24 protein-coding genes are annotated in these 25,038 nt (G+C 58.4%); 7 read left to right on the top strand and 17 right to left on the bottom strand.

Annotation, left to right across the window (positions count from 1 at the left end):
- The 9 genes from GA0061101_RS34815 to GA0061101_RS34775 all read right to left on the bottom strand — a co-directional run.
- Nucleotides 1-115, bottom strand: a 115-nt coding sequence (locus GA0061101_RS34815) for a cytochrome ubiquinol oxidase subunit I (protein WP_141694156.1), incomplete at its 3' end; no start/stop codon positions are given.
- Nucleotides 116-196: 81 nt separating this feature from the next.
- On the bottom strand, nt 197-1,885 hold the full coding sequence (gene cydC / locus GA0061101_RS34810) for a thiol reductant ABC exporter subunit CydC (protein ID WP_092577028.1): 1,689 nt from the start codon (nt 1,883-1,885) through the stop codon (nt 197-199).
- Nucleotides 1,882-3,648 (bottom strand): thiol reductant ABC exporter subunit CydD, encoded by a 1,767-nt coding sequence (cydD, locus tag GA0061101_RS34805; RefSeq protein ID WP_037201060.1) that lies wholly within the window; start codon nt 3,646-3,648, stop codon nt 1,882-1,884. Before cydD ends, cydC begins: the two co-directional genes overlap by 4 nt.
- A gap of 4 nt (nt 3,649-3,652) precedes the next feature.
- A complete protein-coding gene (locus GA0061101_RS34800) occupies nt 3,653-3,862 on the bottom strand; it encodes a hypothetical protein (RefSeq protein WP_092577026.1) in 210 nt (69 codons plus the stop codon).
- A 272-nt stretch (nt 3,863-4,134) separates the two neighbouring features.
- A complete protein-coding gene (locus tag GA0061101_RS34795) occupies nt 4,135-4,848 on the bottom strand; it encodes a CBS domain-containing protein (RefSeq protein ID WP_092577024.1) in 714 nt (237 codons plus the stop codon).
- A 221-nt stretch (nt 4,849-5,069) separates the two neighbouring features.
- Nucleotides 5,070-6,383 (bottom strand): NRAMP family divalent metal transporter, encoded by a 1,314-nt coding sequence (locus tag GA0061101_RS34790; RefSeq protein WP_051964300.1) that lies wholly within the window; start codon nt 6,381-6,383, stop codon nt 5,070-5,072.
- On the bottom strand, nt 6,380-7,084 hold the full coding sequence (locus GA0061101_RS34785; protein ID WP_037201034.1) for a CBS domain-containing protein: 705 nt from the start codon (nt 7,082-7,084) through the stop codon (nt 6,380-6,382). Before GA0061101_RS34785 ends, GA0061101_RS34790 begins: the two co-directional genes overlap by 4 nt.
- 112 nt (nt 7,085-7,196) lie before the next feature.
- Nucleotides 7,197-7,511: a hypothetical protein gene (locus tag GA0061101_RS39095; protein ID WP_167669630.1), complete on the bottom strand. Its 315-nt coding sequence runs from the start codon at nt 7,509-7,511 to the stop codon at nt 7,197-7,199.
- A 128-nt stretch (nt 7,512-7,639) separates the two neighbouring features.
- Nucleotides 7,640-9,577, bottom strand: a complete 1,938-nt coding sequence (locus tag GA0061101_RS34775; RefSeq protein ID WP_092577022.1) for a heavy metal translocating P-type ATPase — start codon at nt 9,575-9,577, stop codon at nt 7,640-7,642.
- A 364-nt stretch (nt 9,578-9,941) separates the two neighbouring features.
- On the opposite strand from GA0061101_RS34775, the gene GA0061101_RS34770 reads away from it, so the two are divergent.
- From GA0061101_RS34770 to GA0061101_RS34745, 6 genes are all read left to right on the top strand, one after another.
- Entirely contained in the window at nt 9,942-11,009 is a 1,068-nt protein-coding gene (locus GA0061101_RS34770; protein ID WP_092577019.1) for an IS110 family RNA-guided transposase, read from the top strand.
- Nucleotides 11,010-11,281: 272 nt separating this feature from the next.
- Complete coding sequence (locus tag GA0061101_RS34765; protein ID WP_037201037.1) at nt 11,282-11,929, top strand: BON domain-containing protein; 648 nt, start codon at nt 11,282-11,284, stop codon at nt 11,927-11,929.
- A 33-nt stretch (nt 11,930-11,962) separates the two neighbouring features.
- On the top strand, nt 11,963-12,262 hold the full coding sequence (locus tag GA0061101_RS34760; protein ID WP_037201038.1) for a hypothetical protein: 300 nt from the start codon (nt 11,963-11,965) through the stop codon (nt 12,260-12,262).
- An 11-nt stretch (nt 12,263-12,273) separates the two neighbouring features.
- On the top strand, nt 12,274-12,702 hold the full coding sequence (locus GA0061101_RS34755; RefSeq protein ID WP_037201039.1) for a universal stress protein: 429 nt from the start codon (nt 12,274-12,276) through the stop codon (nt 12,700-12,702).
- A 384-nt stretch (nt 12,703-13,086) separates the two neighbouring features.
- Nucleotides 13,087-13,350 (top strand): DUF982 domain-containing protein, encoded by a 264-nt coding sequence (locus tag GA0061101_RS34750; RefSeq protein WP_092577017.1) that lies wholly within the window; start codon nt 13,087-13,089, stop codon nt 13,348-13,350.
- A 178-nt stretch (nt 13,351-13,528) separates the two neighbouring features.
- The gene (locus tag GA0061101_RS34745) at nt 13,529-13,720 is read left to right on the top strand and encodes a hypothetical protein (RefSeq protein ID WP_037201044.1); all 192 of its coding nucleotides are present in this window, start codon (nt 13,529-13,531) and stop codon (nt 13,718-13,720) included.
- Nucleotides 13,721-14,345: 625 nt separating this feature from the next.
- On the opposite strand, the gene GA0061101_RS34735 is transcribed toward GA0061101_RS34745, so the two are convergent.
- Complete coding sequence (locus GA0061101_RS34735; RefSeq protein WP_342587934.1) at nt 14,346-15,386, bottom strand: ABC transporter transmembrane domain-containing protein; 1,041 nt, start codon at nt 15,384-15,386, stop codon at nt 14,346-14,348.
- Nucleotides 15,383-15,505, bottom strand: coding sequence for a hypothetical protein (locus GA0061101_RS40850; protein ID WP_280518139.1), 123 nt, complete (start codon nt 15,503-15,505; stop codon nt 15,383-15,385). Before GA0061101_RS40850 ends, GA0061101_RS34735 begins: the two co-directional genes overlap by 4 nt.
- 253 nt (nt 15,506-15,758) lie before the next feature.
- Here GA0061101_RS40850 and GA0061101_RS34730 point away from each other — a divergent pair, with 253 nt between their 5' ends.
- Nucleotides 15,759-16,751 carry a zinc-dependent alcohol dehydrogenase family protein gene (locus GA0061101_RS34730; protein ID WP_047562079.1) on the top strand — a complete coding sequence of 331 codons (993 nt, stop codon included), beginning with the start codon at nt 15,759-15,761 and terminating at the stop codon, nt 16,749-16,751.
- Between the two features lie 39 nt (nt 16,752-16,790).
- Here the strand turns inward: GA0061101_RS34730 and mgtA are convergent, their stop codons facing one another.
- The 6 genes from mgtA to GA0061101_RS34700 form a co-directional block, all read right to left on the bottom strand.
- Nucleotides 16,791-19,364 carry a magnesium-translocating P-type ATPase gene (gene mgtA / locus GA0061101_RS34725; RefSeq protein ID WP_092577014.1) on the bottom strand — a complete coding sequence of 858 codons (2,574 nt, stop codon included), beginning with the start codon at nt 19,362-19,364 and terminating at the stop codon, nt 16,791-16,793.
- Nucleotides 19,365-19,514: 150 nt separating this feature from the next.
- Entirely contained in the window at nt 19,515-20,645 is a 1,131-nt protein-coding gene (locus GA0061101_RS34720) for an ABC transporter permease (RefSeq protein ID WP_047562077.1), read from the bottom strand.
- Between the two features lie 2 nt (nt 20,646-20,647).
- Nucleotides 20,648-21,784, bottom strand: a complete 1,137-nt coding sequence (locus tag GA0061101_RS34715; RefSeq protein WP_092577011.1) for an ABC transporter permease — start codon at nt 21,782-21,784, stop codon at nt 20,648-20,650.
- Complete coding sequence (locus GA0061101_RS34710) at nt 21,781-22,746, bottom strand: ABC transporter ATP-binding protein (protein ID WP_092577008.1); 966 nt, start codon at nt 22,744-22,746, stop codon at nt 21,781-21,783. The genes GA0061101_RS34715 and GA0061101_RS34710 overlap by 4 nt, the downstream gene beginning before the upstream one ends.
- On the bottom strand, nt 22,739-23,686 hold the full coding sequence (locus GA0061101_RS34705) for an ABC transporter ATP-binding protein (RefSeq protein ID WP_092577006.1): 948 nt from the start codon (nt 23,684-23,686) through the stop codon (nt 22,739-22,741). The genes GA0061101_RS34710 and GA0061101_RS34705 overlap by 8 nt, the downstream gene beginning before the upstream one ends.
- Entirely contained in the window at nt 23,683-24,864 is a 1,182-nt protein-coding gene (locus tag GA0061101_RS34700; RefSeq protein ID WP_208865051.1) for an HlyD family secretion protein, read from the bottom strand. Before GA0061101_RS34700 ends, GA0061101_RS34705 begins: the two co-directional genes overlap by 4 nt.
- Nucleotides 24,865-25,038: the final 174 nt, after the last annotated feature.

The following is a 25,038-nucleotide window of genomic DNA, read 5'->3' as shown; positions in this document are numbered from 1 at the left end:
TTTCCATGATGGCAAGCAGCACGGACAGGCCGAGTGTCAGCGGCACGAACAAGAAGTGATACAGCGCCGTCATGGCAAACTGCAGACGCGATAGCACCACGATATCAAGTTCCATAGTCTTTCTCCAACGCCTCAAAGGGTGGTTGATGCACCTTAGCCTTGAACGGCCTCGGTTATGATTGATCGATCAGACGTCTCAGTCCTGCCTCAGCCGGGCGAGCGCTGCGTCGAATTTGGGTTCTCCTCGCCGCGCGGTCGCGACGATGCGGCCGTTGTCGAGAACGACGATCCTGTCGGCGATCTCTGCCTCACGGCGAATATGGGTGGCGATTACGAGCGACCGGCCGCAACCGTGACCGGCAAGGCGCCGCATGACATCCCGTCCGGTTTCGCGGTCGAGACCTTCGGTCGGCTCATCGAGCAGCCAGAGTTTGGCGCCGCGCAGGAACAGACGGGCAAGCGCCAGGCGACGGGATTGTCCGCCGGACAGACCAAGGCCGCCTTCACCCAGGCGCGTGTCGATGCCTTTCCGCAGGGCCAGTGCATCTTCAAGGAGGCCGGCATCCGCAAGCGCGGTGTAGAGCATCTCGTCGTTTGCATCCGGAGCAGCAAGACGCAAGTTATCTCGCAGACTGTCTTGGAACAGCTCCGTGCGCTGGGTCAGCATCGCGGCCGTTACGGTTTCGACCGTGCCTCTTTCGGTGCCGAGTTCGCCGGCGAGAATGGCAAAGAGGGTTGATTTTCCGGCTCCGCTCGGGCCGATCACCGCGAGATGCTCGCCCAATGCCAGAGAAAGCGTGATATCCTCAAGCGAAGCCATCGCCGCTCCGTCATATCGGGCGGAGACACCGGAGACCCGGACGGCCAGGCCTTCTGGCGGCATCAGATGTGCAAGGGGGTGAGCAGTCTGTACCAGGCGAGGTGAAAGGCGGCGGGCGGCAAGCACGGTACGGCCGAGTTCCAGCGCCCCACGGCGCAGTGCTGCAAAGGGTTCGAGCGTCGCGAGGGCAATCAGTAGGCCGAGTGCGGCAACCGGTGCACCGATAATGCCGCGTTCGGCCAGCGAGGCGACTATAAGCAAACTGCCGGACAGCAGCGCTGCGGAGGCGAGGCCAAACCCCACTGTTACTCCGCTTTCGATCCGGTTCAGTCTGTCGTCTGCCTCGCGCAGGCGCCGATCGGCGGCAGCGATCGCTGAGCATTGGGCCTGCAATCTGCCGGCCATAACGAGTTCAGTCTGTCCGGCGACGAGATCGACAGCGCGCGAGCGGAGCGCCTCGATCGCATGTGCGCGCCGCCGCGCCGGTTTCAGTGCCAAGCGTCCCGCAATGATTGGAATGCAGAGACCGGCAGCGAGCAACCACAGGCCGGCGAGCAGACCGAACGGAACCGACAGAAGCATCAGCGCGATGCTGACCGCCAGGCCCGAGACGATAGCGACGGCGGCCGGCACTAGGACGCGCAAATAGAGGGAATCGAGCGCATCGATATCCGCCGTCAGCCGGAAAAGCAGCTTGGCTGGCCGGCGCATCAACATCGTTGCCGCATTGGGTTCCGCCCAACCGCGAAAAAGATTTTCACGCAACGCGGCAAGCACGCCGAGTGTCGCATCATGGGTGGTCAGCCGTTCGCCATACCGTGCAGCGGTGCGAAGGATCGCCAGTAGCCTGATGCCGGCCGATGGAGCGAAGACGTCGAAGGTGATGGCTGTCGCCGTCAGGCCAGCGAGCGACGCCGCCGTGATGAACCAGCCTGAGAGCCCGAGGAGTGCGATGCCGGCGAACACGGTCAGGGCTGACAAGAGTGCGCCGAGAAGCAATGCGCGCCCGCGCGCTGCCAGGAAAAGGCGCAATACGGGATAGAGGGCGGAGAATGTCGATGTCATGCCGCTTTCTCCCGGGTCGATGCGTCAATATGGATGATCCGGTCCATCCTTGCGGCCAGAACCGGGTCATGGGTGGCAACAACAAGCGTCCGTCCATGCGCAACGACCAACAATGCGTCGGTGACATCGCGCGCGGTTTCTGCGTCGAGATGAGCGGTCGGCTCGTCCGCGAGGATGATGTCGGCATGCGGGGTCGCGGCAGCGCGGGCAATCGCCAGCCGTAGGGCCTCGCCTCCGGACAGCCCCGCCCCACCTTCGCCGATCGGCGCCCCGCCGCGCTGAATTGCGATCCGCCGGAGAGAGGCAAGATCGATTGCTTGTCGTACGTCATATGGACTGACTTCGGGGCGGCCGAGCGTGACGTTGCTGTTCATCGTGCCGGCAAAAATATGCGGCCGTTGCCCGATCCAGGCCATCCGGGCGCGCAGTGTCGCGGCGGACTCGTCATCAAGCCGCTCTGCGCCGACATGGATCGTACCGCTCTGTGGAGGGGCCAGACCCGCGATCAACGACAGCATCGTTGTCTTGCCCGCACCGCTTGCTCCCAGGAGCGCCACGTGTTCGCCAGCTGCGATTGCGAGGCTGAGATCATCAAAAACAGGCGCAAGGTCGGGACTATGCCGGAAACAAAGGCCACGGATGTTGATTGTCGGCAATGGACGATCTCGGCCGGTTTCCATCGCCTTCTCGTCGCGCCAGCCCGACATAACCATACCAGTACCGGACAGTGCGTCGAGCGCCTCCAGCGCCGCTTCTCCGGCCGCCCGGTCGTGCCAGACTGCCGACAGTTCGCGCAACGGCTCGAAGAAGCTCGGAGCCAGCAAGAGAATGAATAGGCCCTGGGTCAGGCTCAACCGTCCGGACCATGTGCCGACATCGATCGCGCCGAGCAGGCTGAAGCCGACATATACGGCTACTGCGGCAACGCCCAGCGCGGCGAAAAGCTCCAGTACCGCGGAGGATAGAAAGGCAATTTTGAGCACCGCCATGGTTCTTATTCTGAGCTGTTCGGCATCGGCCCGTAGCCGCAAGGCGGTACGGTCGACAGCGCCGAGTGCGCGAATGGTGGCAAGCCCGCGCAGCCGGTCGAGCAGGAAGGCATTGAGCCCGCCGGCCTCGGTCAGTTGTTTCTCGCTTGCCGCCTTGGCGCGCCAACCGATCAGGGCCATGAATACCGGGATCAAAGGCGCCGTGAAGAGCAGAATAAATGCGGCTATCCAGGAAACCGGCGCAACGCAGATAAGAATGACAAGTGGTACCGCACTCGCCTTCAGCTTTGCGGGACGGAAGCGGGCAAGGTAGGGCACGATGGTTTCGGCCTGCTCGGCGATGAGACTGGCGGCAAAACCGGATGCCGCACGGTTACTGTCCAATGGTGAGCGGGCGGCAAGGGCTGTCGCCGCAATGTTGCGCCGAAGGGTTAGTTCGGTGCGCGCTGCTTTAAAGGCCAAGCGTCCGCCGAGCGCATCCAGCCCAGCGCGGAGCGCGCCAAGAAGAAAGATGAGCAGGGCCGGTATCGCCATGGCGGGTATGCTATGTCTGTCGGCGATCACACCTATCCCGCTGGCAAGCAAGGCAGCCTGGGGAATCCAGAGAAGGGCTGACAGGGTCTGCACGAGCGCAGCCAGTGACAGCTTGGCGGGAACTATCCTTCGCGATGGGACCTCCGTAGATCCCGATCGGGTCGAGACTTTGGCGACCTCGGTATCAGGCTCTTGTCCGGCTTCGGGTATTGCTCCTAGGTCGAAGAAAGCGCTGGTCATCACGTTACCCCTTGTCGGTGGGTGTGTTGTTCGTGCGCCTCCGGCTGAGCGAAACCATGGGTTTGTTCAGCTCCTCGACAAGTCCGAAATGAGGAATGAAGGATTGGACGAAAGGCGGAGGCTTCGCGGTGATTGCCATTGCTGCCTTGCCTTCCGCCGGTTCAGAAGACCGGGCATTTCGTTCGAAAGCTTTGGCGAATGTGATGTCACTCATGCGTCGGTCCAGGCCGTTTGCGTATTGGTCTTGACGTTTTCTAGTTTGCCTGAGCGGACCTCGCTTTGACTTAGGTCAACCTCGAGAATTATGGGAGAGATAGGCCTTGCCACGCGCGCCCACCATTGCCGCAAGATCCCAGTCGTCATGAACAAATAGGTTCTGGTCGCACTAGGCGCCCGAATAGCGACTAAACGGTCGGGACGGGGTTCGAGCTAATCGATCGCCACCCGCCCCGCCGTCCTCCCTTACGCCGATAGAGATTGCACGGTTCAGACTGTTTCAGTCGGCGCCGGCATTGCAACGCCAAGATAGGGGTCGATCCATGCGATCTGATCGGTAACAGACTTGACGCCTGGCACGTTCTCCGCCGCAACCTTGGCAGCCAGTCGTTCTCGTTCGTCGAAGATACTACCGGATAGTTCGACAACGCCGTTCTGAACGCTCACCTTTATGAAGCCATTCTGGCTCCAGCTCTGATGCGACAGTTCCGCAATGACCGCGTCGGCGATCTGATCGTCGCTGGCCTGCGCCTTCTCCTTTGGCAGTATGTTGGCCAATGCCCGTAACAGATCCGATCGGCAGACGATGCCGATCACTTTGCCTTGTACGACGACGGGCAATCGCTTGATCCCATGCTTCTCCATCAGATCGACGGCATCGGTGAGCGCGGCTTTGGGGGCAATAGTGACAACTTCCGACGTCATCACTTCTCCAACGCTACGGCCATGCGAAAGAACATACTCATCAGCAAGCTTGCCGGGGCTGGTCAGAAACTCGAGCAGCCAGGATCGCTTGCGCTCCGTCTGCAATTCCCCGCGGCGAAGGAAATCGCCTTCGCTGACAATACCAACAAGCTGTCCGCCGGCATCGACGACCGGAAGACCGCTGACGTGACGGTCGAGCATAATTGTGGCCGCGTCCACAACAGATGTCTTGGGGCTTACGGTGATAGCTGGCGCGTTCATGATTTCTTGAATGAGCATGGTCGTCTCCGGGCGATGATTTGGCTTGTGGTTGCCGATAGGGGTGATTGATCTATGGCGAGAAAGTTATGGCGTGCAGGATGGCTATGCTTTGATCGACATCAAATGAGCAGGATTAGTTGAGGTCATCGGCAAGCTTTGTTTGCGCGACAACCGACCGCTTGCTTGAAAGCAGTGCGGCAACTTCAAATGACCACAGCGGAAGAATCGCGGGACGGCTGCTATGAGACGAACATCATTACGGCTGCGACCGCCATCAATGCGACCGTGGCCCAGCCGATGCATGCTGCCAATATCCCTATCGTGTACGGACCCATGACCTTTGGGTTTGCCGCCAACAATAGAATGACGGCAATCAGGGGAACCGCTAGCAGCCCATTTATGACGGCGCTCCAGAACAGTGCGCTCATCGGATTGATCGGCGAATACTGAATGACCAGAGCCAGCAGCACACTTATGGCGATCACACCGTAGAAGCCTCGGGCATCATTGGGAGTGCGCTCCAGTCCGAATTTCCATCCCATGGCCTCTGCAAGTGCATAACCGGCGGAACCTGCGAGAACAGGCACGCCGATGAGGCCGACACCTAAAATTCCGAGCGCGAAGATAAGAGCGGCAAACGGTCCGGCCAGTGGCCGCAGCGCACTTGCCGCTTGCGCGGCCGTGTCGATCTGCGTGATGCCGGCGACATTCAGCGTCACGGCGGTTGCCAGTATGATGAAAAAAGCCGTGAGGTTGGAGTAGAGCATGCCGCTCCAGGTATCCCAGCCAATCCGTCGGAGCTCTTTGGGGGCTGACGCATTGTCTTTGGACAACGCCGTCGCATCGGGCTGCGCGTTCATATCCTCCACCTCCTCAGATGCTTGCCAGAAGAAAAGATAGGGGCTGATTGTGGTCCCGAAGACGCCGACGACCACAGCGGCGTAGGCTGGTGTCGGGGTGATGGTCGGCCAGATGGTTCTCAAGGCGACCTGCTGCCAGTCGATATGGACGGTGAAAAGGACGGCCGCATAGGCCAGGAGCGAAACTGTCAGCCACTTCAGGAACGCGACGTAGCGGTGGTATGGAATGAAGACCTGAAGCGCGAGCGTCCCGAAGACGAAGAACATCGTCATCAGATGCCGGTTGAAACCTGTGACTAACTCCGCGACTTCACCCATGGCCGCAACATCTGCGGCAATATTAAGAATATTGGCGATCAGAAGCGAGAACACCACGGCATAGAGCACGAAGGGCGGGAAGGTTTCCTTTATGTTTGCAGCCAAGCCCCGCCCAGTCACACGCCCGATCCGCGCGCAAGTTGCCTGGACGACAGCCATCATCGGAAACGACACCGGCATGGTCCAAAGCATGTTCAGGCCAAACTGCGCGCCTGCCTGCGAGTAAGTCGCGATGCCGCTCGGGTCATCGTCGGCAACGCCGGTAATGAGACCCGGCCCGACGCTGGCGAGCGGGTGCTCGCGCAGGCGAGCCAGCCGACCCGATATGCACGAACGCCACGAGGTTTGTCCAACAGTGGTGAGTTCCTGTGTCATCGGCCATCGTCGGGCGTAGCTGAGAAGCTGACAACGTTCGAAGGCGAGACTATTGTCCGATCAACATATCCGCCGACACCTCGAATGTTCTCCACAAGTATCCGGATCGCCTGACGTTGGATATCGGAATCGAGGTTTCCGCGCACCTCCACCTGTCCGTCTTTAACGGTGACATCGACCCTGTCGCTCCCGATCCCAAGATCGGTTACCAACCGGGTTCTGATGGCGAGCCTCAGGGCATCGTCACCAATGGCGACATTTTGAACAGGCGCGTCAATGATCAGGTTGAGCAGATCGCTCCGACTGACGATACCGACAAGGCGATGGTCATTGATGACCGGGACTCGTTTTATCTTGTGAGATAACATCAGGCCGCCAATCCGCCCGACATCCGTATCGGGGGTGACGCTTATAACGTCGTGGCTCATGGCCTCGCCGACCGACCAGCCGTACATTTGAATATAAGCGTTCAAACCATGCTGATCCTCATGCTTCAGGGTGCCATTCACAGCCGACGCGCAATTATTGCCAAAGCGTCGCATGAGATCCCCTTCGGTCAGCATGCCACAAACCTTGCCATCGTCATCTATTATCGGCAAGCCGCTGATGTCATTGGCGCGCATCAGCAATGCCGCATTTCGAACATTCATTCTCGGCGTTGCCGTGATGACGTTCCGTGTCATGATGTCCTTCGCTTGCATTGCTCTCATCCCTGGTTTCTACGGATATTCCTGTTACAGTTGTGCTTACGGAGGCTGTAGCGCGGCGAAATGAACATCAGGCGTTCCCCGAGCCGCTCGATCTTCCGAGCGATCAGCAGGCATGTTTTCGGGTTTTCTCCAGATCGATCGCTTGTTCTTGTGCGCAAGCCAGCAAACCTTCCGCATATTTCTCGGCGGACTCAGTGTCGGTTCCGCACAATCTGGCATCATGGCATTTTCGATCGATGGCGTGCCGCATCGCTTTCATGAGATCGCCTCTCTCGCCGACGTCATGAAGGCCTATCAGCCGAGTGAGCGCCGTCAGCGCGATGAGTTCGAGGATCATCATGCGGCCTTCTACATCGCCGAGGGAGGGGATGGCTCTAGAAGCTGCACCGCCGAGGCTATCGCGCTTGGCTCTGAGCATTGGCTTGTTCCTTCATGGGTTGTTTGCATGAAACAGTTTGCCAACAATCGTTGCAGCGGCATTGATCGGTATCAATGATGCAAGGAATCTTCCGGCCACCCGAAAGTGTTAGTCAGGCGATTTATCTCTTAGGACAACTGTGTATTGGAGGCTGGTCTTGCCTCGGTATTCCTGCGGTGCCTGGATGAACCATTCTCCAATTCAGACGATAATCCCAAAACGCGCAATGCATTCAAGATGACCGCGACGTCGATGGCTTCCTGCAGCAGAGCCCCATGCAGCGGCGGCAGATATCCAAACGCTGCGGCGATCATGCCGGCGACCGAGAGGCCAAGCCCCACCATGATGCTTTCGCGCGCGATCGTAACGGTCCGGCGTGCGACGACCAGCGCATTTGCCAGAGGATCGAGCCGATCGACGAGCAGGACGACGGATGCCGCCTCCGAAGACGCTGCTGCTCCGCGTGCGCCTAAGGCAACACCCACGTCCGCGGCCGCCAGCGCCGGAGCATCGTTGACGCCATCCCCCACCATCATGACCGGGCCGAAGCTTCTCGCCGCAACGACAGCGTCAACTTTCGAAGCGGGCGTCTGTTCGCCGAGCACCCGTTCAATGCCAAGTATGCTGCCGACATGCGAGGCAACATCCAAACGATCGCCGGAAGCAAGAATGATTTTCTCGATTCCAGCGCTGCGCAATCGCTGCAGAACGCCCACCGCTTCCGCACGCACCGGATCGGCCATGATGATACTTCCTGCAACCATACCGTCGATCGCGACCGTCACAACAACCTCGCCGGCGCGATGATGACCTTCAACGGTGTAGGATGGGCGCTCAGAGCTTCGACTTTTCACAAACCGGTCGCCGCCGACCACAACTCGGCGTCCGTCGACCGTTCCTTCGAGCCCGGTTCCACCGATCTCTTCGACGTCGGTCGGCGGCGAGAGTGTCAGATGGCGCGCCTGCGCTTCTGCAATCAGCGCGGCCGCCATGACATGGCTCGAGGCTTGATCAACTGAAGCGGCAAGACGCAACAACTCGTTTTCATCAATCCACTCGCTAGAGTGAACGGCCAGGATTTGTGCCCTACCGTGTGTGAGCGTGCCGGTCTTGTCGAGCACGGCAACCCGCACTCGGCTGAGAGCTTCAAGAGCGCCACCGTCTTTTACCAGGCAGCCGATCGAGGCGCAGCGCGAGATGCCCGACATAAGCGCGACCGGGACCGCCAGGATAAGCGGACATGGCGTCGCTATGACCAGTACCGCCAAGGCGCGCCGCGGATCGTCGGACAACAGCCAAGACGACGACGCTATCGTCACCGCCATGAGCAGAAATACCAAGCCATAGCGGTCGGCGAGGCGTGTCATGGGCGCCTTGCTGTTCCGCGCCGTCTCGACGAGGCGCACGACCGCAGCGTAGGTGCTCTCAGACGCGGGGCGCAGTGCCTTGAGGGTAAACACAGGACCTATCGATGCGCTCCCGCTTAGAACCTCTTCGCCGGTCAGATGATCCACGGGCAGCGCCTCGCCCGTCAACGCTGACTCATCGAGGACAGCTCGGGGAGACAGGAGAATGCCATCAACGGGCAGAACTTCGCCTTGGCGAATCATGATGCGATCGCCTGCGCCGATCGCCTCGATCTGTATCAGTTCCAATTGGTCGCCAGAATAACGAAATGCAGTTCGTGCCACTCGTCCGACAAGGGCTGCCATTTCACGAGCGGCGCGGCCGGATGCATATCCTTCCAACATCTGTCCGCCCGCATACATCAGGGCTACGACATTGGCGGCCAGATACTCACCAAAGAAGAGCGCGAATGCCATTGACAGAGCGGCCAAGATATCCAGCCCAAAATCGCCGCGCCGCAAGGAACGGAAAGCCTGCAGTAGCAATGTAGCCAGGATCGGCAAGGTAGCGAAAGTCCAGATAAGAGAGGCAAGCGCAACGCTGTCGATCGATAGAAGGGTCAGGCCTGCGAGAAGCCCAGATGCTGCGGTCAGCACCAATAATGCCCCTTCGATCTTTAGCGAGGATGTGAGAATGCTGATCACTCCGACGAATGGCATGTTTTGCTCCGGTGGCTGCCTGTAGCGGATATGCGGCTCAACCAATCGGCTCATTGAAGCCGGATTCCTCGGAACAGACATTGATCCGTCGCAATGTGGCCGGCTCCCTCTCTGCCAAGTATCGAACTTCTTTTTTGATCGCCTTTCGCGTGTCACGGCTGGTTGACCTTGATCAATGAAGCGATCCTCGCTCGGCCTATGCTTCTTCAGTCAATAGAGTTTTAAGGAGATGGCATGAAAGAGGCCGCGCCCGCTGAGAGAACGGATCACTGAGATGCAGGTGATGATGGAGGGACAGTCACACTTCCCGCCTTTCGGCTTACCTTATTGGGGTTCGGAAAATCTCAACAAGGGAGTTGGAAGCATGACTGCCACTTATGAATACCATATCGGCGTCGACTACCACAAATCCTACAGCCACCTTGTGGTCCAGGATTCGGGCGGCAAGACGCTCAGATCCGGTCGGGTGAAGAACGACCGCCAGTCGCTGGGCGGGTTTCTCGAACGCTACCGAGAAAACAGCCATGCGGTTGTCGAGGCGACGCGCAACTGGATGGTGATCTACGACTGGCTCGACGACATTTGTGATGATGTCGTTCTCGCCCATCCGTTGAAGGTGAAGGCGATCGCCGATGCCAAGATCAAGACCGACAAGATCGATGCGACGGTGCTGGCACATCTGCTCAGAGCTGACCTGGTGCCGGAGGCCTGGGCACCAAGCGAGAGGTCGCGAGACCTTCGCGTCGCGCTGCGCGAGCGGATGTTTTACGTGCGGCTGCGGACGATGACGAAGAACCGCATCGTGACGGTGTTTGATCGCTACCCGGAGCAGACGGCACAGTTGAAGAAGCTGGGCGACCTGTTCGGCAAGGCCGGCCGCACCCAGCTGGCGCAGGTGAAGGTCTCGGAGATCGACCGCATCCAGATTGACCGCGGCCTCGCCTTCATCGGCGACATCGACGTGCGGATCAAGCAGTCGGAAGCAACGATCCGGGCGATGACCAAGGCCAATGCCAACGTCAAACTGTTGAAGACCATCCCCGGCATCGGCGAGTTCTTTGCAAGGCTGATCGATGCGGAGATCGATGATATTAACCGCTTCCGCAATCCGAAGAAGCTTGCCGCTTATGCCGGCCTGGTGCCGTCGACCTATTCCTCCGGCGGCAAGACCTTCCACGGCAAGATCATCCGGCAGGGCAACAAGTGGCTGCGCTGGGCGTTCGTCGAGGCGGTTTCTCCTGCCATCGCCAGCGATCCACAGCTGCGGGCCCAATACGAGCATCTGAAGATCAGAGGAACCAACAAGGCGCGTGTGGCCATCGCGCGTAAGCTTTTGACGATCGCCTTCCAGATCCTGCGTGATCAGCGCGCTTACGAGCCGCGCGGCGAAAGCAACATGGAAGGCACGTCGACGATATCCCGGTTGTCCTGATGGCCGGCTAGCGAGCCCGGTAGAACTGGGCTGCGCTCTTAAAGGAGAATGGGAAACCGGGAGCCGAACGCCACTCTGTGACCGAAGCCAGGACGGCATTAGGGTCACGCATTGGAGCATGGTTCAAGAACCGAAGGACGGGAACGACCTGTCCAGCGGAAGGAAGAGATTTAGCCGATCGGTCAAAACGCCGGTCAAAACACAACCGAACCCAAGGAAAAGCCGCCAGTTGAAGGTGTTTTGCCCCTTGCGTTCTTTCATTGGAGACGGCCATGGACGACATCGCTCTCAGACAGAATATTCTGGATGAACTGGAATTCGAGCCGAGAGTGGATGCGGCCGATATTGGTGTCGTCGCACGCGACGGCATCGTCACTCTCACCGGACATGTTGGCACATATGCGGAAAAGGATGCTGCCGAGAAGGCCGTGAGACGCGTCAAAGGCGTCCGCGCCATAGCCCAGGAAATGGACGTTCGAATCCTGGGTCCAAGGCGCACCGACGACGACGACATTGCCCGTCGCGCTGTCAAAATGGTGGACTGGAATATCTCCATTCCAAAGCAAATGGTGCAGATCCGCGTATGCAAGGGCGTCGTCACGCTTACCGGCAAGGTGGAATGGCAGTACCAAAAGAATGCTGCCACTGCCGCTGTCAGGGATCTCGCCGGAGTCGTCGGCGTCTCCAATCTCATAGATGTCGTTCCCGGCATCAGCGCCGACGACGTCAAGAGGCGCATTGAAAATGCGCTGGAACGCGACGCGGAATTAGAAGCCCAGGCAATCCGGGTCGATGTTTCCGATGGCAAAGTCACCTTGAAGGGCAACGTCAGGACCTTGTCCGAGCGTCGTGCGGCGGAACGTGCCGCATGGTCGGCTCCCGGCGTCCACACGCTCGATGATCAGCTGTCCATCAGCTGATCCGCCTTCGACATTAAGAGAGGATGCAAAATCATGAGCACGGATTGCACACGAACGGGGGAGGCTCTGCTTGCAGGTGCAGGATATCCCCTCCCGCACCACCAGGACTGCGACTTTCGCCTCGACCGAGCAGACAGCGACGAATGGGAGATTACGGTCCTGTCGCCTTGCGCCCAAGCGTGGGTTCGCGACGAATTGTGCTATCCTCTCGGCCAATCTCTGGGCGGCAGCTTCAAGGTGGACATACTGAGTGCGGACCGGTTTCTGAAGCAGGCGCGCGCGCGCGGATTTCGAACCGAATTTGTCGGCACGGGCGGTAAGGATCTCTTTTGAGAGGTGGGGGCATGTATAAGACAATCGTCTGTGCCATTGGTCCTGGATCGAAGGAGAGGGCCGAGCATCTCCTGCGTACTGCCCACGCGCTTCTCGATGCCGATGGCACCTTGCATCTCGCTCACTCCGTCGAGCGTTTTCCGTCTCTTGGCATGCAAGGACCGGATGATCGGGCTGTCTCTATCATCAGCGAGGCGGAAGAAAAGCTCTCGCAGCTTTGCAGGAAGCTTCCAATGCCGGCGCCCGTCCATGTTTCCACCGGCCGTGCCGCCGACGCAGTCCTGGCGATTGCCGCCGACGTGAAGGCCGATCTGATTGTCGTGGCCGCTCACGAGCCCGACATTCTCGATCATGTCTTTGGATCGACGGTCGATCACATTGTCCACCATGCAAAATGCTCCGTTCACATCGATCGGATTCCGCCGGCGCCGAGACAATAAATATCCAATCTATTCAGATGCTGGACTGCGTCGTCGCATTGGCCATTCGATCGTACAAGCGTAGGCTTGATGGCGTGTGTTGCGACCATTCACGGCCCTCGATCTCAAGACATATGGTTTGACCTCAGACGAGGTGGCGATACGCCGCCAGACAACAGCAAGTGCGGACGTCGACAGGATCACCGTGCCTCAACAATCTTGTGTTCAGTCAATGCGGGCCATCCGTCGCCGATCTGAATGCTATCGCCGGCCTTGCACCTCATTGAGACATGTCAAAGTGTCCGTTCAAGCGCCTTGCTAAGCATGACATGCGCAACCATTCCGCTGGGATTTGCCCGCCATTGCGTGGTTGCTGATGTTATCGCGCTGTGGAGACCATGCGCTATGAAATGGCATACATCGCATCAGTTTCCCGCGCTGAGGCTTGTCGTGCGCTCCGGTGAGAAATGCAGGGTCGTCAAAACCGTTTGGGATGCGGCGGTAACTTTAATCTCGGACTGGCCAACCGACGATGGCGAGGAATATGTCGTGGCGATCAGGGCATGCCTAGATGCCTTGCATGACGTCATCCCCCCGGAAGCGGTCAGGGAAGCTCTCATCCGCGCCGCTGCAGAAGAGCGGATCTTGTATATTTCGGTCATCAAATGACGAGGCTTTGCGCACACGAGGCTTACTCGCTTCACCCAACGACGCCGAACTTTGGCCTGTTGATGTATATCAAGGCCCCAAGTCCCAAGATCGCCTATCAATTAATGACGAATGCTCAGCGGAAATCTCATTGTTTGCTGTGGCTTCAGGACGATAGATTCGTGACAAGGAGAAGAACATGCGTGCAGCTTTGCTGATCGCCGTGATAGCAGGTGCTATGTTCGGTGCCTACGCGTACCAATCCAGCGGCTCCGACAAACCAAAAGAACCGAGCCAACAGTCGTCGACCAACACGGGTAACGGTGCTGCCAAGCCTAAGCTCGGCTACCCCGATCCCTATATTCCCCCGACAAAGGGTAATGGCTTTTGACTTCTGACGACATTCAAGGGATTGGATAATGTCAATACGTAGCCCGATTATTGTGATCAAGCGTCAGCGCCCCCGTGCGCCGAGATTGGCCAGGAGCCTATCCGAGACTTCGAACTTCCGTCCACCAGATGGGTCTCCCTCGAATACGCAAAATCTGCGAACTCGTCGGGTGCTCCATCTGTCGGCCGTTCCTTCCAACGATGTGACAGCTCGTTTGCCGTGGCTGAATGCCCGAGCCCAGGCTTCTGACGAAGCCTGACGCCCTATCGATCTTCAGGTCATCCACATCAGGCACTGCAATCTTCACAGCCATCGGCCGAATTTCTAAGACACACAGGCGGGGAATACGGTCCCTATCGATATCGGGGACCTCCTCAGGCACGCTATCGCTGTGCATCATCGATTTTTCTCTCAATATACACGCGAACACGTTCGCTGCGCGGTTGCGGCAGCTGTCTCAGACAGAACTGGTCGGACGCGAGATCCCCGATCAACATCGGCGAGAAGTGCAGTTTGCAGCACGGCTGCTCGACCGATCAATCCAGATACAGGTTTGCCACTTTCCGCAATATCCTGATCCCGGTGTCCGAGATCACCTGCGGAGGCAACGAGCCATTTTCAAGTCTCAGGAGCGAGCCGCTGGAAATGGGGTAGAGCCTGGTAATTCGCCCGCTATAGCGGTGCCAACCTGAGCGGAATTGTATATGAGGCCATACTTCACCTGTGTCACACGCAGATCGCGATACCAGTTGACGAGATCGCCCCATGGGTCGTTTATTTTTGACAGGCCGGATACGAAGGCGACGACAGTCCCGATTTCGGTCTTCCCGCTGACCACGAAATACCCGCCCATCGCGAAGATTCCTGCGTAACCCATCTGGGTCATCAGGTTCATCATGAAATTCATCGTGAACTTGATTTTGTAGATGCTCATGTTGATGCGGAAGACACCTCCGATACGCGACGCCTGAAGGCCGTTTGTGTCAATTGCTTGCCCCATTTGGACGATATCCTCGCTGACGTTGCGCATGATGCCGATCCTTTTCCCGACGCGCCGGTTGATCGCTGCCTGCATGATCGGGACGAAGCCACTTTGCGGAAGAAAGATCGTGACGACGATGATCGTCATGAGTGGCTGCAGATAAACCAGATAGCCGCAAACAGCTGTTAATATGCCGATCTGCAACAAAGGCTCCGAGACACTCGTGCCAACGAAGCCACCGACAGGCTCGGCTTCGGCCAGGATGATCGAGAGCTGGACACCTTCGCTGGCCATCATGGTGCCGTCCGTCAACGATGTTTGTGATGCCTCGAATACTTGGAGACGGAGCCATCGGACGGCCGCTTCTCCGATCCAACTGCTGTAGATATTGAGCCCAAGTTTCACGGCTCCCTCGATCAGAGCCAAAAGGACGTATATCAGCACTAGAATAGCGATCGTTCTATAGGAACCATTCTCTGTTGCTGCATTCACGATGCGTCGCTGTATCTCCAGCGGTATGGTTCCTGCCGTAAAGAGCACGATGGACAGCATTGCGACGGCAAGCTGATGCCATCCCGATACTCGAAAGACGAAACCGTAGAGCGTCCGGGGCAGAACTATTTCTTTCGGGATCTGGCGCGATGTCGCCGCCTTCGAACCTCGAAATTTTTTCAGGATGGTCATTGCGTTGCCGATTTCTCAAGCGCCGCCTGTCGCCCGGTACCGGCGATCGGCTCCACCCATAGAATGCCGATGATCGTGGCAATCATGACGATCAATATGATCAGCAATAGCTTTTGCACCGATGCCCTCCTGGCGTGCCATACAATTTGGCCTGTCTTTGGACGTTTTCACGTTCTTGCTATGCGCGCGTTGATCCGGGTCAAAGCCGAGGCAGCATTTGTGTGGGAGGAGAAGGGTGGTAGATCAAACTGCTCGCCGGAGTGATCCAGTGGCGGAAAAGGTTGCTTGAAACGCAGATGGACGCGCCGTTTCTCGGCTTCTTCTTCCGACATTGAGCTTCGAAACGAGCCCCAATTTGGATGGGCTTCAGCCATGAAAGCGATGGTTCTTCGACAAATCGGGAAACCGCTGGAATTTGTCGAACGTGATAATCCAAGGCCTGGCCCAGGCGAGCTGAGGATCAAGGTTGAGGCCTGCGCCGTCTGTCGTACTGATCTTCATGTTGTAGACGGTGACCTCGACAATCCAAAGCTTCCGCTCGTACCGGGTCATGAGATCGTGGGTATTGTCGATGCTGTGGGCTCCGGCATCGAAAGCGCCAAACTTGGTCGCCGCGTCGGCGTTCCCTGGCTTGGCCACACATGCGGAACATGTTCTTTCTGTCAAATGAAGGCTGAGAACCTATGTGACCGGCCGCAATTCACCGGCTACACCCGCGACGGCGGTTTCGCGACGCATGTTGTGGCCGACGCAGCCTTTGCGTTCGATCTCGATGCGGACGCCGATCCGGTATCGCTCGCGCCACTTCTGTGTGCCGGATTGATTGGCTGGCGTTCGCTCAAGAAGGCCGGCAATGGCAAGAGCATCGGTCTCTTCGGCTTTGGTGCCGCCGCGCATATCCTGACCCAGATCTGCATCTGGCAGGGGCGTGACGTCTATGCGTTTACGCGCAGCGGCGACCATGCAGCGCAACAGTTTGCGCTGGAGCTGGGCGCGGTATGGGCCGGCTCGTCGGAAGAGAACGCTCCAATTCTGCTCGACGCAGCCATCATCTTTGCACCCGCAGGCGATCTGGTGCCGACAGCGCTCAAGGCTATTCGCAAGGGCGGGGTAGTCGTGTGCGGCGGAATTCACATGAGCGACATACCGTCCATGCCCTACGCTGTTCTATGGGGGGAACGCGAGCTTGTCTCGGTCGCCAATTTGACACGCGCGGACGCAGCTGAGTTTTTTCCGATTGCCCAGAGCGCCGGCGTGCGAACCCACACCACGGCCTATCCACTCGAGAGGGCCAATGAGGCGCTCGCCGATCTGCGCGCCGGGCGTCTTGTCGGTGCAGCGGTATTGGTGCCCAGGGCAAGCTGACCGGATATGAAAATGGGCTTTACCATACTGCCGACACCATCATCCCCGGCGGAAATAAATTCGTTTCACCAGCTCAAGCGTCGCCGCGTAGATTACCGAGATCGCGATCAGCCCTCCCATCAACGGAATGGGGAGCGGTGTGAAATCGAATATGCTCGCGACCAGCGAAAAATAGGGCAACACGAGGGCGATGAGCGTGATAAGCGCAGTCGACCAAAGGAGTAGGGGACCAGGCCTGTCCTTCCATGCCGCCATGGTCGTGCGAACGATCAGCATGGTCACGAGCTGCGTAATGAGTGATTCGACAAACCAGGCCGTGCGGAACTGACTGGTTGTCACGTGCACGACAAACAACAGAAATCCGAACGTCACGAAATCGAACAACGAGCTGACCGGGCCAAAGAAGATCATAAATCGTTGGATGCCACGAATGTCCCATCGCCTCGGACGCTGCACTTGCTGTCGATCGACCCTATCCGTGGCGATTGCCATAGATGGAATGTCCGCAAGCAGGTTGTTGAGCAAGATCTGTTTGGCGAGCAGCGGCAGGAACGGGAGGAATAGAGAGGCGATCGCCATGCTGATCATGTTGCCGAAGTTCGCGCTCGTCGCGATCGATATGTATTTCATGGTGTTGGCGAAGGTTCGCCGACCGTCGTCCACGCCGCGGATCAGCACGTTGAGGTCCTGTTGCAACAGCACGAGATCAGCAGCCTCCCGGGCGACATCGACCGCGCCGTCGACAGAAATGCCGACGTCGGCGTCGTGGAGGGCTGGAGCGTCGTTGATACCGTCACCCATATAACCGACCACATGACCGGAACGCCGCAACGCTTTGATAATGCGCTCTTTCTGGTTGGGATCAATCTCGACAAACAGATCTGTTTTGGGCGCACGGGCGAACAATGCATCGCTGCTCATCGATGCCAGCTCTCCGCCGGTCAAAACATGTTTCGTTCTCAGCCCGATCGTGTCGGCCAGGTGTTTGACGATGTAGCGATTGTCGCCGGATATGATCTTGATACCGATGCCGCGATGTTTCAGTCCTGCCAGCGCATCCTTGATGCCTGCCTTCGGCGGATCAAGAAACAGGAGAAAGCCCTCGAGGCAGAGCTCGCGCTCGTCGCCAACGTCATAAGATCCCTTGTCTTGAGCGAAGCGCCGAGTGGCGATTGCGATCACGCGAATGCCATCCTCGCCCCATTTGCGATAAAGCGCGTCGACGGCCGCACGCGACCGGTCATCGAGAGGCTCGACAGCATCGCCTGTCCTGACGGAGGTACAGACGGAAAGGATATTGGCGACGGCACCTTTGCAGACCATCATCGTATCCTGGCCGGCGCTGTTGACGATGACCGATAGGCGTTTGCGCATGAAATCGTATGGAATCTCGTCTTTCTTCACAAAGGCTTTCAGATCTGCGCCAATTTCGCCGGATGCCAGTATGGCATCGTCGAGCGGGTTTTTGAGGCCGGCCTGCAGCGATGCGTTCAAAACGGCGAGTAAATGGACCTGCTGCGAGCGCTTGCCGCCCGGATCGACGCAATCGTCGAGTTTTATGATGCCTTCCGTCAGCGTGCCGGTCTTGTCGGTGCACAGAAGGTTCATGCTCCCAAGATTTTCAATGGCGTCGAGCCGACGAATGATGACGCCGCCGGCAGCCATGGCGCGCGCGCCGCGGGCGAGTGTCATGCTGATAATCGCAGGCAGAAGCTCAGGAGTCAGCCCGACAGCCAACGCCAGAGAAAATAGCAGTGAGTCGATCAGCGGCCGGTGCAGGAGCAGGTTGGCAACAAAGACGGTAATGACGATCACCAACATGATGCGCGTCATCAAATAGCCGAAGCGACGTATACCTCGTGAAAAATCCGTTTCGGGTATCTGTTTCGCGATTGCGCCGGCGATGGTCGCGTACTCGGTGCGTCCACCTGTTTCGACAGCGACGACGGTTGCCGTGCCGCTGCGAACCGACGTGCCGGTGAAAACGCAATTGGACCTGGCGGCGATCGGAGCGTCGGGTGGACAGACACCGGCAAGCTTGCCGACCGGGAAGGTCTCGCCCGTCAGGGTGGCCTCGCTGACGTTCAAGTCACGCGACGAAAGGATCACACCATCGGCCGGAACAAGACTGCCAGCTGCAAGCTTGATGATGTCGCCGGGGACGATGGTGTTTGCCGGCACGAGGGATTCTATTCCGCCCCTTACAACTGTTGCGGACAACGAAATGCTTTTCTTCAGCGCCTCCAACGCCTTCGTCGCTCCGTACTCTTGAGAAAAGCCGAGCAGACAGCTCGCAAGGACGATGAGGCTTATGATGATGGCATCATGCATCTCCCCGACCAGCGAAGATACCGTCGCGGCGAAGATAAGAATGAGAACGAGGGGATTCAGAAATTGCCGTGCCAGAATATGAAGCGCATTCGTGTGCGTCGTAGCGACGACGGTGTTCGGGCCGTAGTTCCTTAACCGGGACGCTGCCTCCTCGGGCGAAAGACCCCTTGCCTGTGAGCCGAGATCGTGCAGCAGGAGGTCTTCGGCCTTCGACCAATAGGGCGAGGTCGACGTCGTTGTATCTTGGCTTGCGGAAGCCCGATCTTTAAGCGGAGCGTTCATGTCAATTGACCCCTTGAGTGTAACTGACGTTAGCCGGTCCATCCCCATCGCTTCATTGACGCTCATCAAAACTCGCGGTTCATAGTGTTCGACGTCTTCCCGTTCAGAGACGTCGCGCGGGAGAAAACGCCGAATAGGTCGAAGCGGGCGCTAATCGAGCGACTTGCGAAACCGCATCACACTCAGTGTCAGCATTCCAGTTCCGAGGATTGCCATCGCGGCGAAATCGGGCCAGAGAACATCGATACCGGCTCCTTTGAGGAACACGGCGCGGATGACGACCAGGAAATAGCGCAGCGGATTGATGATGGTCAGCCATTGCAGGACTTTCGGCATGGCTGAGATCGGAAATGCAAATCCTGAAAGAATGAACAATGGATTGAGCAGAAAGAAATTCAACGCGAAGGCCTGCTGTTGCGTCCGCGAAAAAGCCGACAACAGAAGGCCGAGGCCGAGTGCTGCCAAGAGGAAGAGACAGGCGCCCAGAAGCATGATCCAGGGACTTCCGACAAATGGCACGCGAAACCAGAGCACCCCGATCGTCGCCACGAGAGCGATGTCGCCGAGGCCGATCAGGAAAAACGGCAAGGTTTTGCCCAGGATGAATTCGAAGGGGCGAATGGGGCTGACCATGACCTGTTCGAGTGTTCCCACTTCGCGTTCACGCACGATCGCAAACGCCGTGAGGCTCATCACCTGCATCAATGTCAACGTGCCGATAACGCCGGGAATGAAGAACCAGCGATCGTCCAGGCTCTCGTTGAACCAGGGGCGCTCTTGCAGCGACACGGTGACCGTGCGAGGTGCCACTTGGGTGTCCGGGCGCCTGTCGTCTGTGGAATTTTCTGCTTCAAACTGGGCAACGATCTGACTGACATAGCCGGCTGCGATCAGTGCCGTGTTGGAATTGGTGCCGTCCACCACGACTTCAAGAGCTGCGGAGCGTCCATTGTTCAGGTCCTGCTCGAATCCGGGATGGATCAAAACCGCGACGGTTGCTTGATCCGTGTCGATATCATGGGTGATCCTGCGTTCATCGTCCGTGCGGTCGACGATGTCAAAACGCCCCGCAGCCGCGAAATGGGAGATGAGATTGCGGCTCGCCTGGCTTCGATCCAGATCGAGTACGGCGGTCGCCACATGATTGACGGTAAACGTTGCGGCATATCCATAGATGACCACCTGGAGGACCAGCGGGACGACCAGCCGGAAAATCGCCCAACGATCGCGCTTGAGTTCGATGAACTCCTTCATCAGCATAACGTATAGGCGCTCGAGCATGGCTAATCCAACCGTTTGCGAAAGGCGATGGCGGCCAGATAGGCAATCACGGTTGCAAAGATCACCAGCCCGAGAAGCGGGCCTGCCAGATCCGCTAGGGAGCTGCCCTTCAGAAATATGGAACGAAGGATGCTGACATAGTACCGGGCATAAACGAGGAAAGTCACGGCGCGGACGGGTGCGGGCATCTGATCGATCGGGAAAGTGTAACCGGATAACATGGTGGTCGGCAGCATCGTAAGGATTAATGCAATCTGGCTGGCGCCGAGCTGGCTGCGAATGCGAACCGACAACAGGTATCCGATCCCCAGCACCACGACGGCAAACAGCGCGGTCGTCATCACCAAGGTCGTGACGCTGCCCCCGAACGGTACCTGAAACCAGAAAATCGTAACCAGAAGACAGAAGGCGGCGTCGATCAGTGCAATCAGAAAATAGGGAACCAATTTCCCGAGCATGACTTCGAATGCAGTGACAGGGGTGGAGATAAGCTGTTCCATCGTACCCCTTTCCCACTCGCGCGATATGGTGAGCGAGGTCAGCTGAGCGCCGACGGCGGCAAGGATGACAGCCACCACGCCGGGAATGATAAAATTACGACTTTCCAGGCCGGCATTGAACCAGACACGCAGTTGCAGATCGATCTGGCCGATGGCGTCAGGCTGTAGGCCGTGCGCTTGCGCCCATCGGCTTTTGAAATCGGTCAAGGCCTCGGCAATCACCCCTTTTGCATAACCCGTCGCTATATTCGTGGTATTAGCATCGGTGCCGTCGAATATCGTTTGGATGTTGGCCTTGCCGGCGGAGCTCATGCTCTTCGTGAAGGTTACGGGAATGACCAGCGCGCCGATGCAGGTGCCGCGGTCGATGGCCTGTCGAATCGCGCGGTCGCTGTCGAGCGCGTGGACCGCTTCAAACCATCCCGATGCTACGAAACGGCTGGTGAGATCACGGCTGGTCTGACTGTTTTCCTGATCGTAGACGCAAAGGGAGACGTTTTTGATGTCGAGGCTGACGCCGTAGCCGAGCAGCGCCATCTGCAACAGCGGCATCAACAACGCTATCGCAAGACTGCGTGGATCACGGCAGACTTGCAGTGTCTCCTTGTAGGCAATGGCGAACAATCGACGTCCATTCATGGATGAGCGCCTTCGACGTGGCCGCGGGAGACAAGCTGGACGAAAACGTCCTCCAGACTTGCCGAGATGCGATTGGGGGAGCCGGCGATGATGCCGCCTTGGCTAAGCAATAAGGGAAGACCTATCGCCATGGCGCTATCGCGGAGCAAAACATGCAATTTGTCTTCAAAAATTGCTGCATCGATCACGCCTGGGGCCTGCCGCAGCTTTGCAAGGCCGGCTCCCAACATGTTGCAGGAGATCTCGAACAATTCGCCACCGAGTTCGCGCCCTCGCAGTTCGCCCGGGCTTCCGAGAGCAACCAGTTTGCCCGCATTGATCAGCGCAATTCGGTTGCAATACTCGGCCTCGTCCATGTAGTGCGTCGACACGAGGATGGTTACGCCGCTACCGGCCAGATTGTGGATCATGTCCCAAAAATGACGCCGTGCTTCAGGCTCGACACCCGAGGTGGGCTCGTCGAGAAACAGGACTGGCGGACGGTGCAGAATAGCGCAGCCGAGCGCCAGCCGCTGCTTCCAGCCACCAGCCAACGTTGCGACGAGAGCGTCTTCACGGCCTTCTAGGCCGGCGGTGGCTATCGCCTGCGCCATTCGCGAGGCCATTTCCCGGCGGGGAACGTGATACATCCCACCGAAGAATCGCAGGTTTTCCCTGACCGTAAGATCGGAATAAAGAGAGAATTTCTGCGACATGTAACCTATATGCGCGCGAACATCTTCAGGATGGCGTGCAACGTCATAACCCGCGACGAATGCCGATCCGGCGCTCGGCCGTAGCAGGCCGCAAAGCATGCGCAGCGTCGTCGATTTGCCCGCGCCGTTCGGACCGATGAATCCGACGATTTCACCCTTGGTGATGGTAAGATCAAGGTCGTCGACGGCCACAAATGTGCCGAACCGTTTGGTAAGTCCCTGCATCTGGACGGTTGGTGCCGATGGTGTCGGATCAATGTTATCCATCCCGCCGCTCCTTGCCCAGAAGTGCGACGAAGACATCCTCGATCGCCGGCTCGACCGGCGTGATCGCCATCACGGGGATAGCGCGCCCGGCGAGCCGCTCACGCAGTTCGGGTTCTCGCATGTCGGCGTCGTCTACCCGGACATTGACCCTGTCTCCCATCAGAAGCAGGCCAAGAACGCCAGGAGCGCCCACCAAGGCATCGCGTGCAGCGCGAGGATTGTCGGCAGAGACGGCAAGAAGGGCACCCGGCATCGCTTGTTTCAATTTCGCCGGCGTGTCGCAATGATGTATTTCGCCGCCACTGACGAGCGCCAGGCGCGAACAGCGCTCGGCCTCATCCATGTATGCCGTTGAAAGGATGATGGTGACGCCTTCTTCGCGCAGGCCATAAAGGATCGCCCAAAAGTCCCGGCGTGAGACAGGATCGACTCCAGTTGTGGGCTCGTCGAGGAGCAGGACTTTCGGGGTGTGTATGAGTGCGCATATGAGCCCCAGTTTCTGTTTCATGCCGCCGGAGAGCTGACCGGCAAGACGGTGTTCGAAGCCACGAAGGCCGGCTGCATCCACAAGTGCCCCGGTACGTTCTCGGCGGATCGCCCGCGGAACGGAAAACAGCTCCCCATAGAAGAAGATGTTTTCGGCAACGGTCAGATCCTCATAAAGCCCGAAGCGCTGCGGCATATAGCTGATCTGCGATTTGGCCAGCTCCGGCATTGCAACGACGTCGATACCCTCGATGGTGACGGTGCCTGCATTCGGACGCAGCACACCGGCGAGCACGCGCATGATGGTGGTCTTGCCGGCACCGTCCGGCCCAACCAGCCCGAATATCTCGCCACGCGCGATGTCGAGGTTGACGCTACTCACGGCCGACAGCGAACCGAAACGGCGAATGAGGCCCTGCACGTGGACAGCGATGTCGGTTGCCGCGCCGATCATTGGCCTGACGCCAGGAGAGAAATGGTCGCATCGGCCGGCATGCCTGGCAGCAATTCATGTGTCGGGTTGTCGATCTCGATGCGGATCCGGTAGACAAGCGTGATGCGTTCGGCGTGGGTCTCGACGGTTTTCGGCGTGAACTCAGCCTGCGGGGAGATGAAGCTAATTCGGCCCTTATAGATTTTAGCAGGATAGGTATCGGTGACGACGTCCACCGCTTCACCCAGCCGCACCTTGCCAATATCGGGGCCGTTCACATAAGCGCGAAGCCAGATGTGATCGAGGTCATCAAGTGTGAGGATGGCGACGCCCGGAGCGGCAAGTTGACCGAGTTCGGCTTCGCGAACGGCGACAACCCCGGTGAAAGGGGCGCGAAGCGTGGCGTAGGCTAGAGTCATTTCGTCCAGCTTGATCCTCGCTTCAGCTGTCGCGACGCTTTCCGTAGCGAGCCGGACGTTGGCTTCTGCCACCCCGACCAGGGCTTGATCGTGCGCAAGAAGCGCTGAAGATTGCTGTTGCGCGGTCAATGCGAGATCTCGTGTCTGCTGCGAGACAACGTCACTCTTTGCCAGAGTTTCCGCGCGAGCGAAGTCGCGCTGTTTCTCGGCAAGATCGAATGTGTCGCTCACAACGCTATGCTGGGCAGCCGAGAGATTACTTTGGTTGACGCTGACCTGGGCAATTGCGACGTTGAGATTGGTGTGGTCTATTGCCAGCTGCTGTCGATAAAGACGGTCGTCGATCCGTGCGAGCACCGTGCCGGCCTCGACACGCGCCCCTTCGTCGAAAGGAAGCTCAATGATCGGAGCCTGTACTTGGGTAAAACTCAGGACGCTCTGATGTGCTTCGATATTGCCGGAGATCGTGATGTGGTCAACTGCGAGGGAGGGGCCGAATAGGGCATTTTGGAGCGGCTGCCGATACCAGAAGCCTAAACCGGCCATTGCAACGATGATCGCGACACCCCCAGCCAAGCGACGGTTTCGACGCATTCGCTCTCCAGCCCTATGATCTGCAGCTCGTCCAGTGATTGGATCATGCGGTGATCCATCGGGGGCGGGTGCGATCTTCATCGTCGCGATATCCCTCTGTCGATCGATCCCCTCCGCTTTGTTGACGGCGGGTTCAATCGATTTCTCCGCGGAGTTTTTGGTGGTTTCGTCAGTTTCAGTTGGCATCAGCGTTCACCTCTGATGCCTTGCTAACCATTGCACGGCGCGCGCGCCTTGACCTTTGTCAACAGGCGATCGTCTGAACGCGTTGGCTGCGGGAATGGGTTGAGTGCCAAGCGTCAAGCTGGCTGCGACGGAGCAATTCCCTGCCCACCTACCGGCAATCCGCGCGCCAGGCCG

The organism is Martinezella lusitana (assembly GCF_900094565.1).
Lineage (GTDB): Bacteria > Pseudomonadota > Alphaproteobacteria > Rhizobiales > Rhizobiaceae > Rhizobium > Rhizobium lusitanum.
This window is presented reverse-complemented; position numbering and strand designations above follow the sequence as displayed.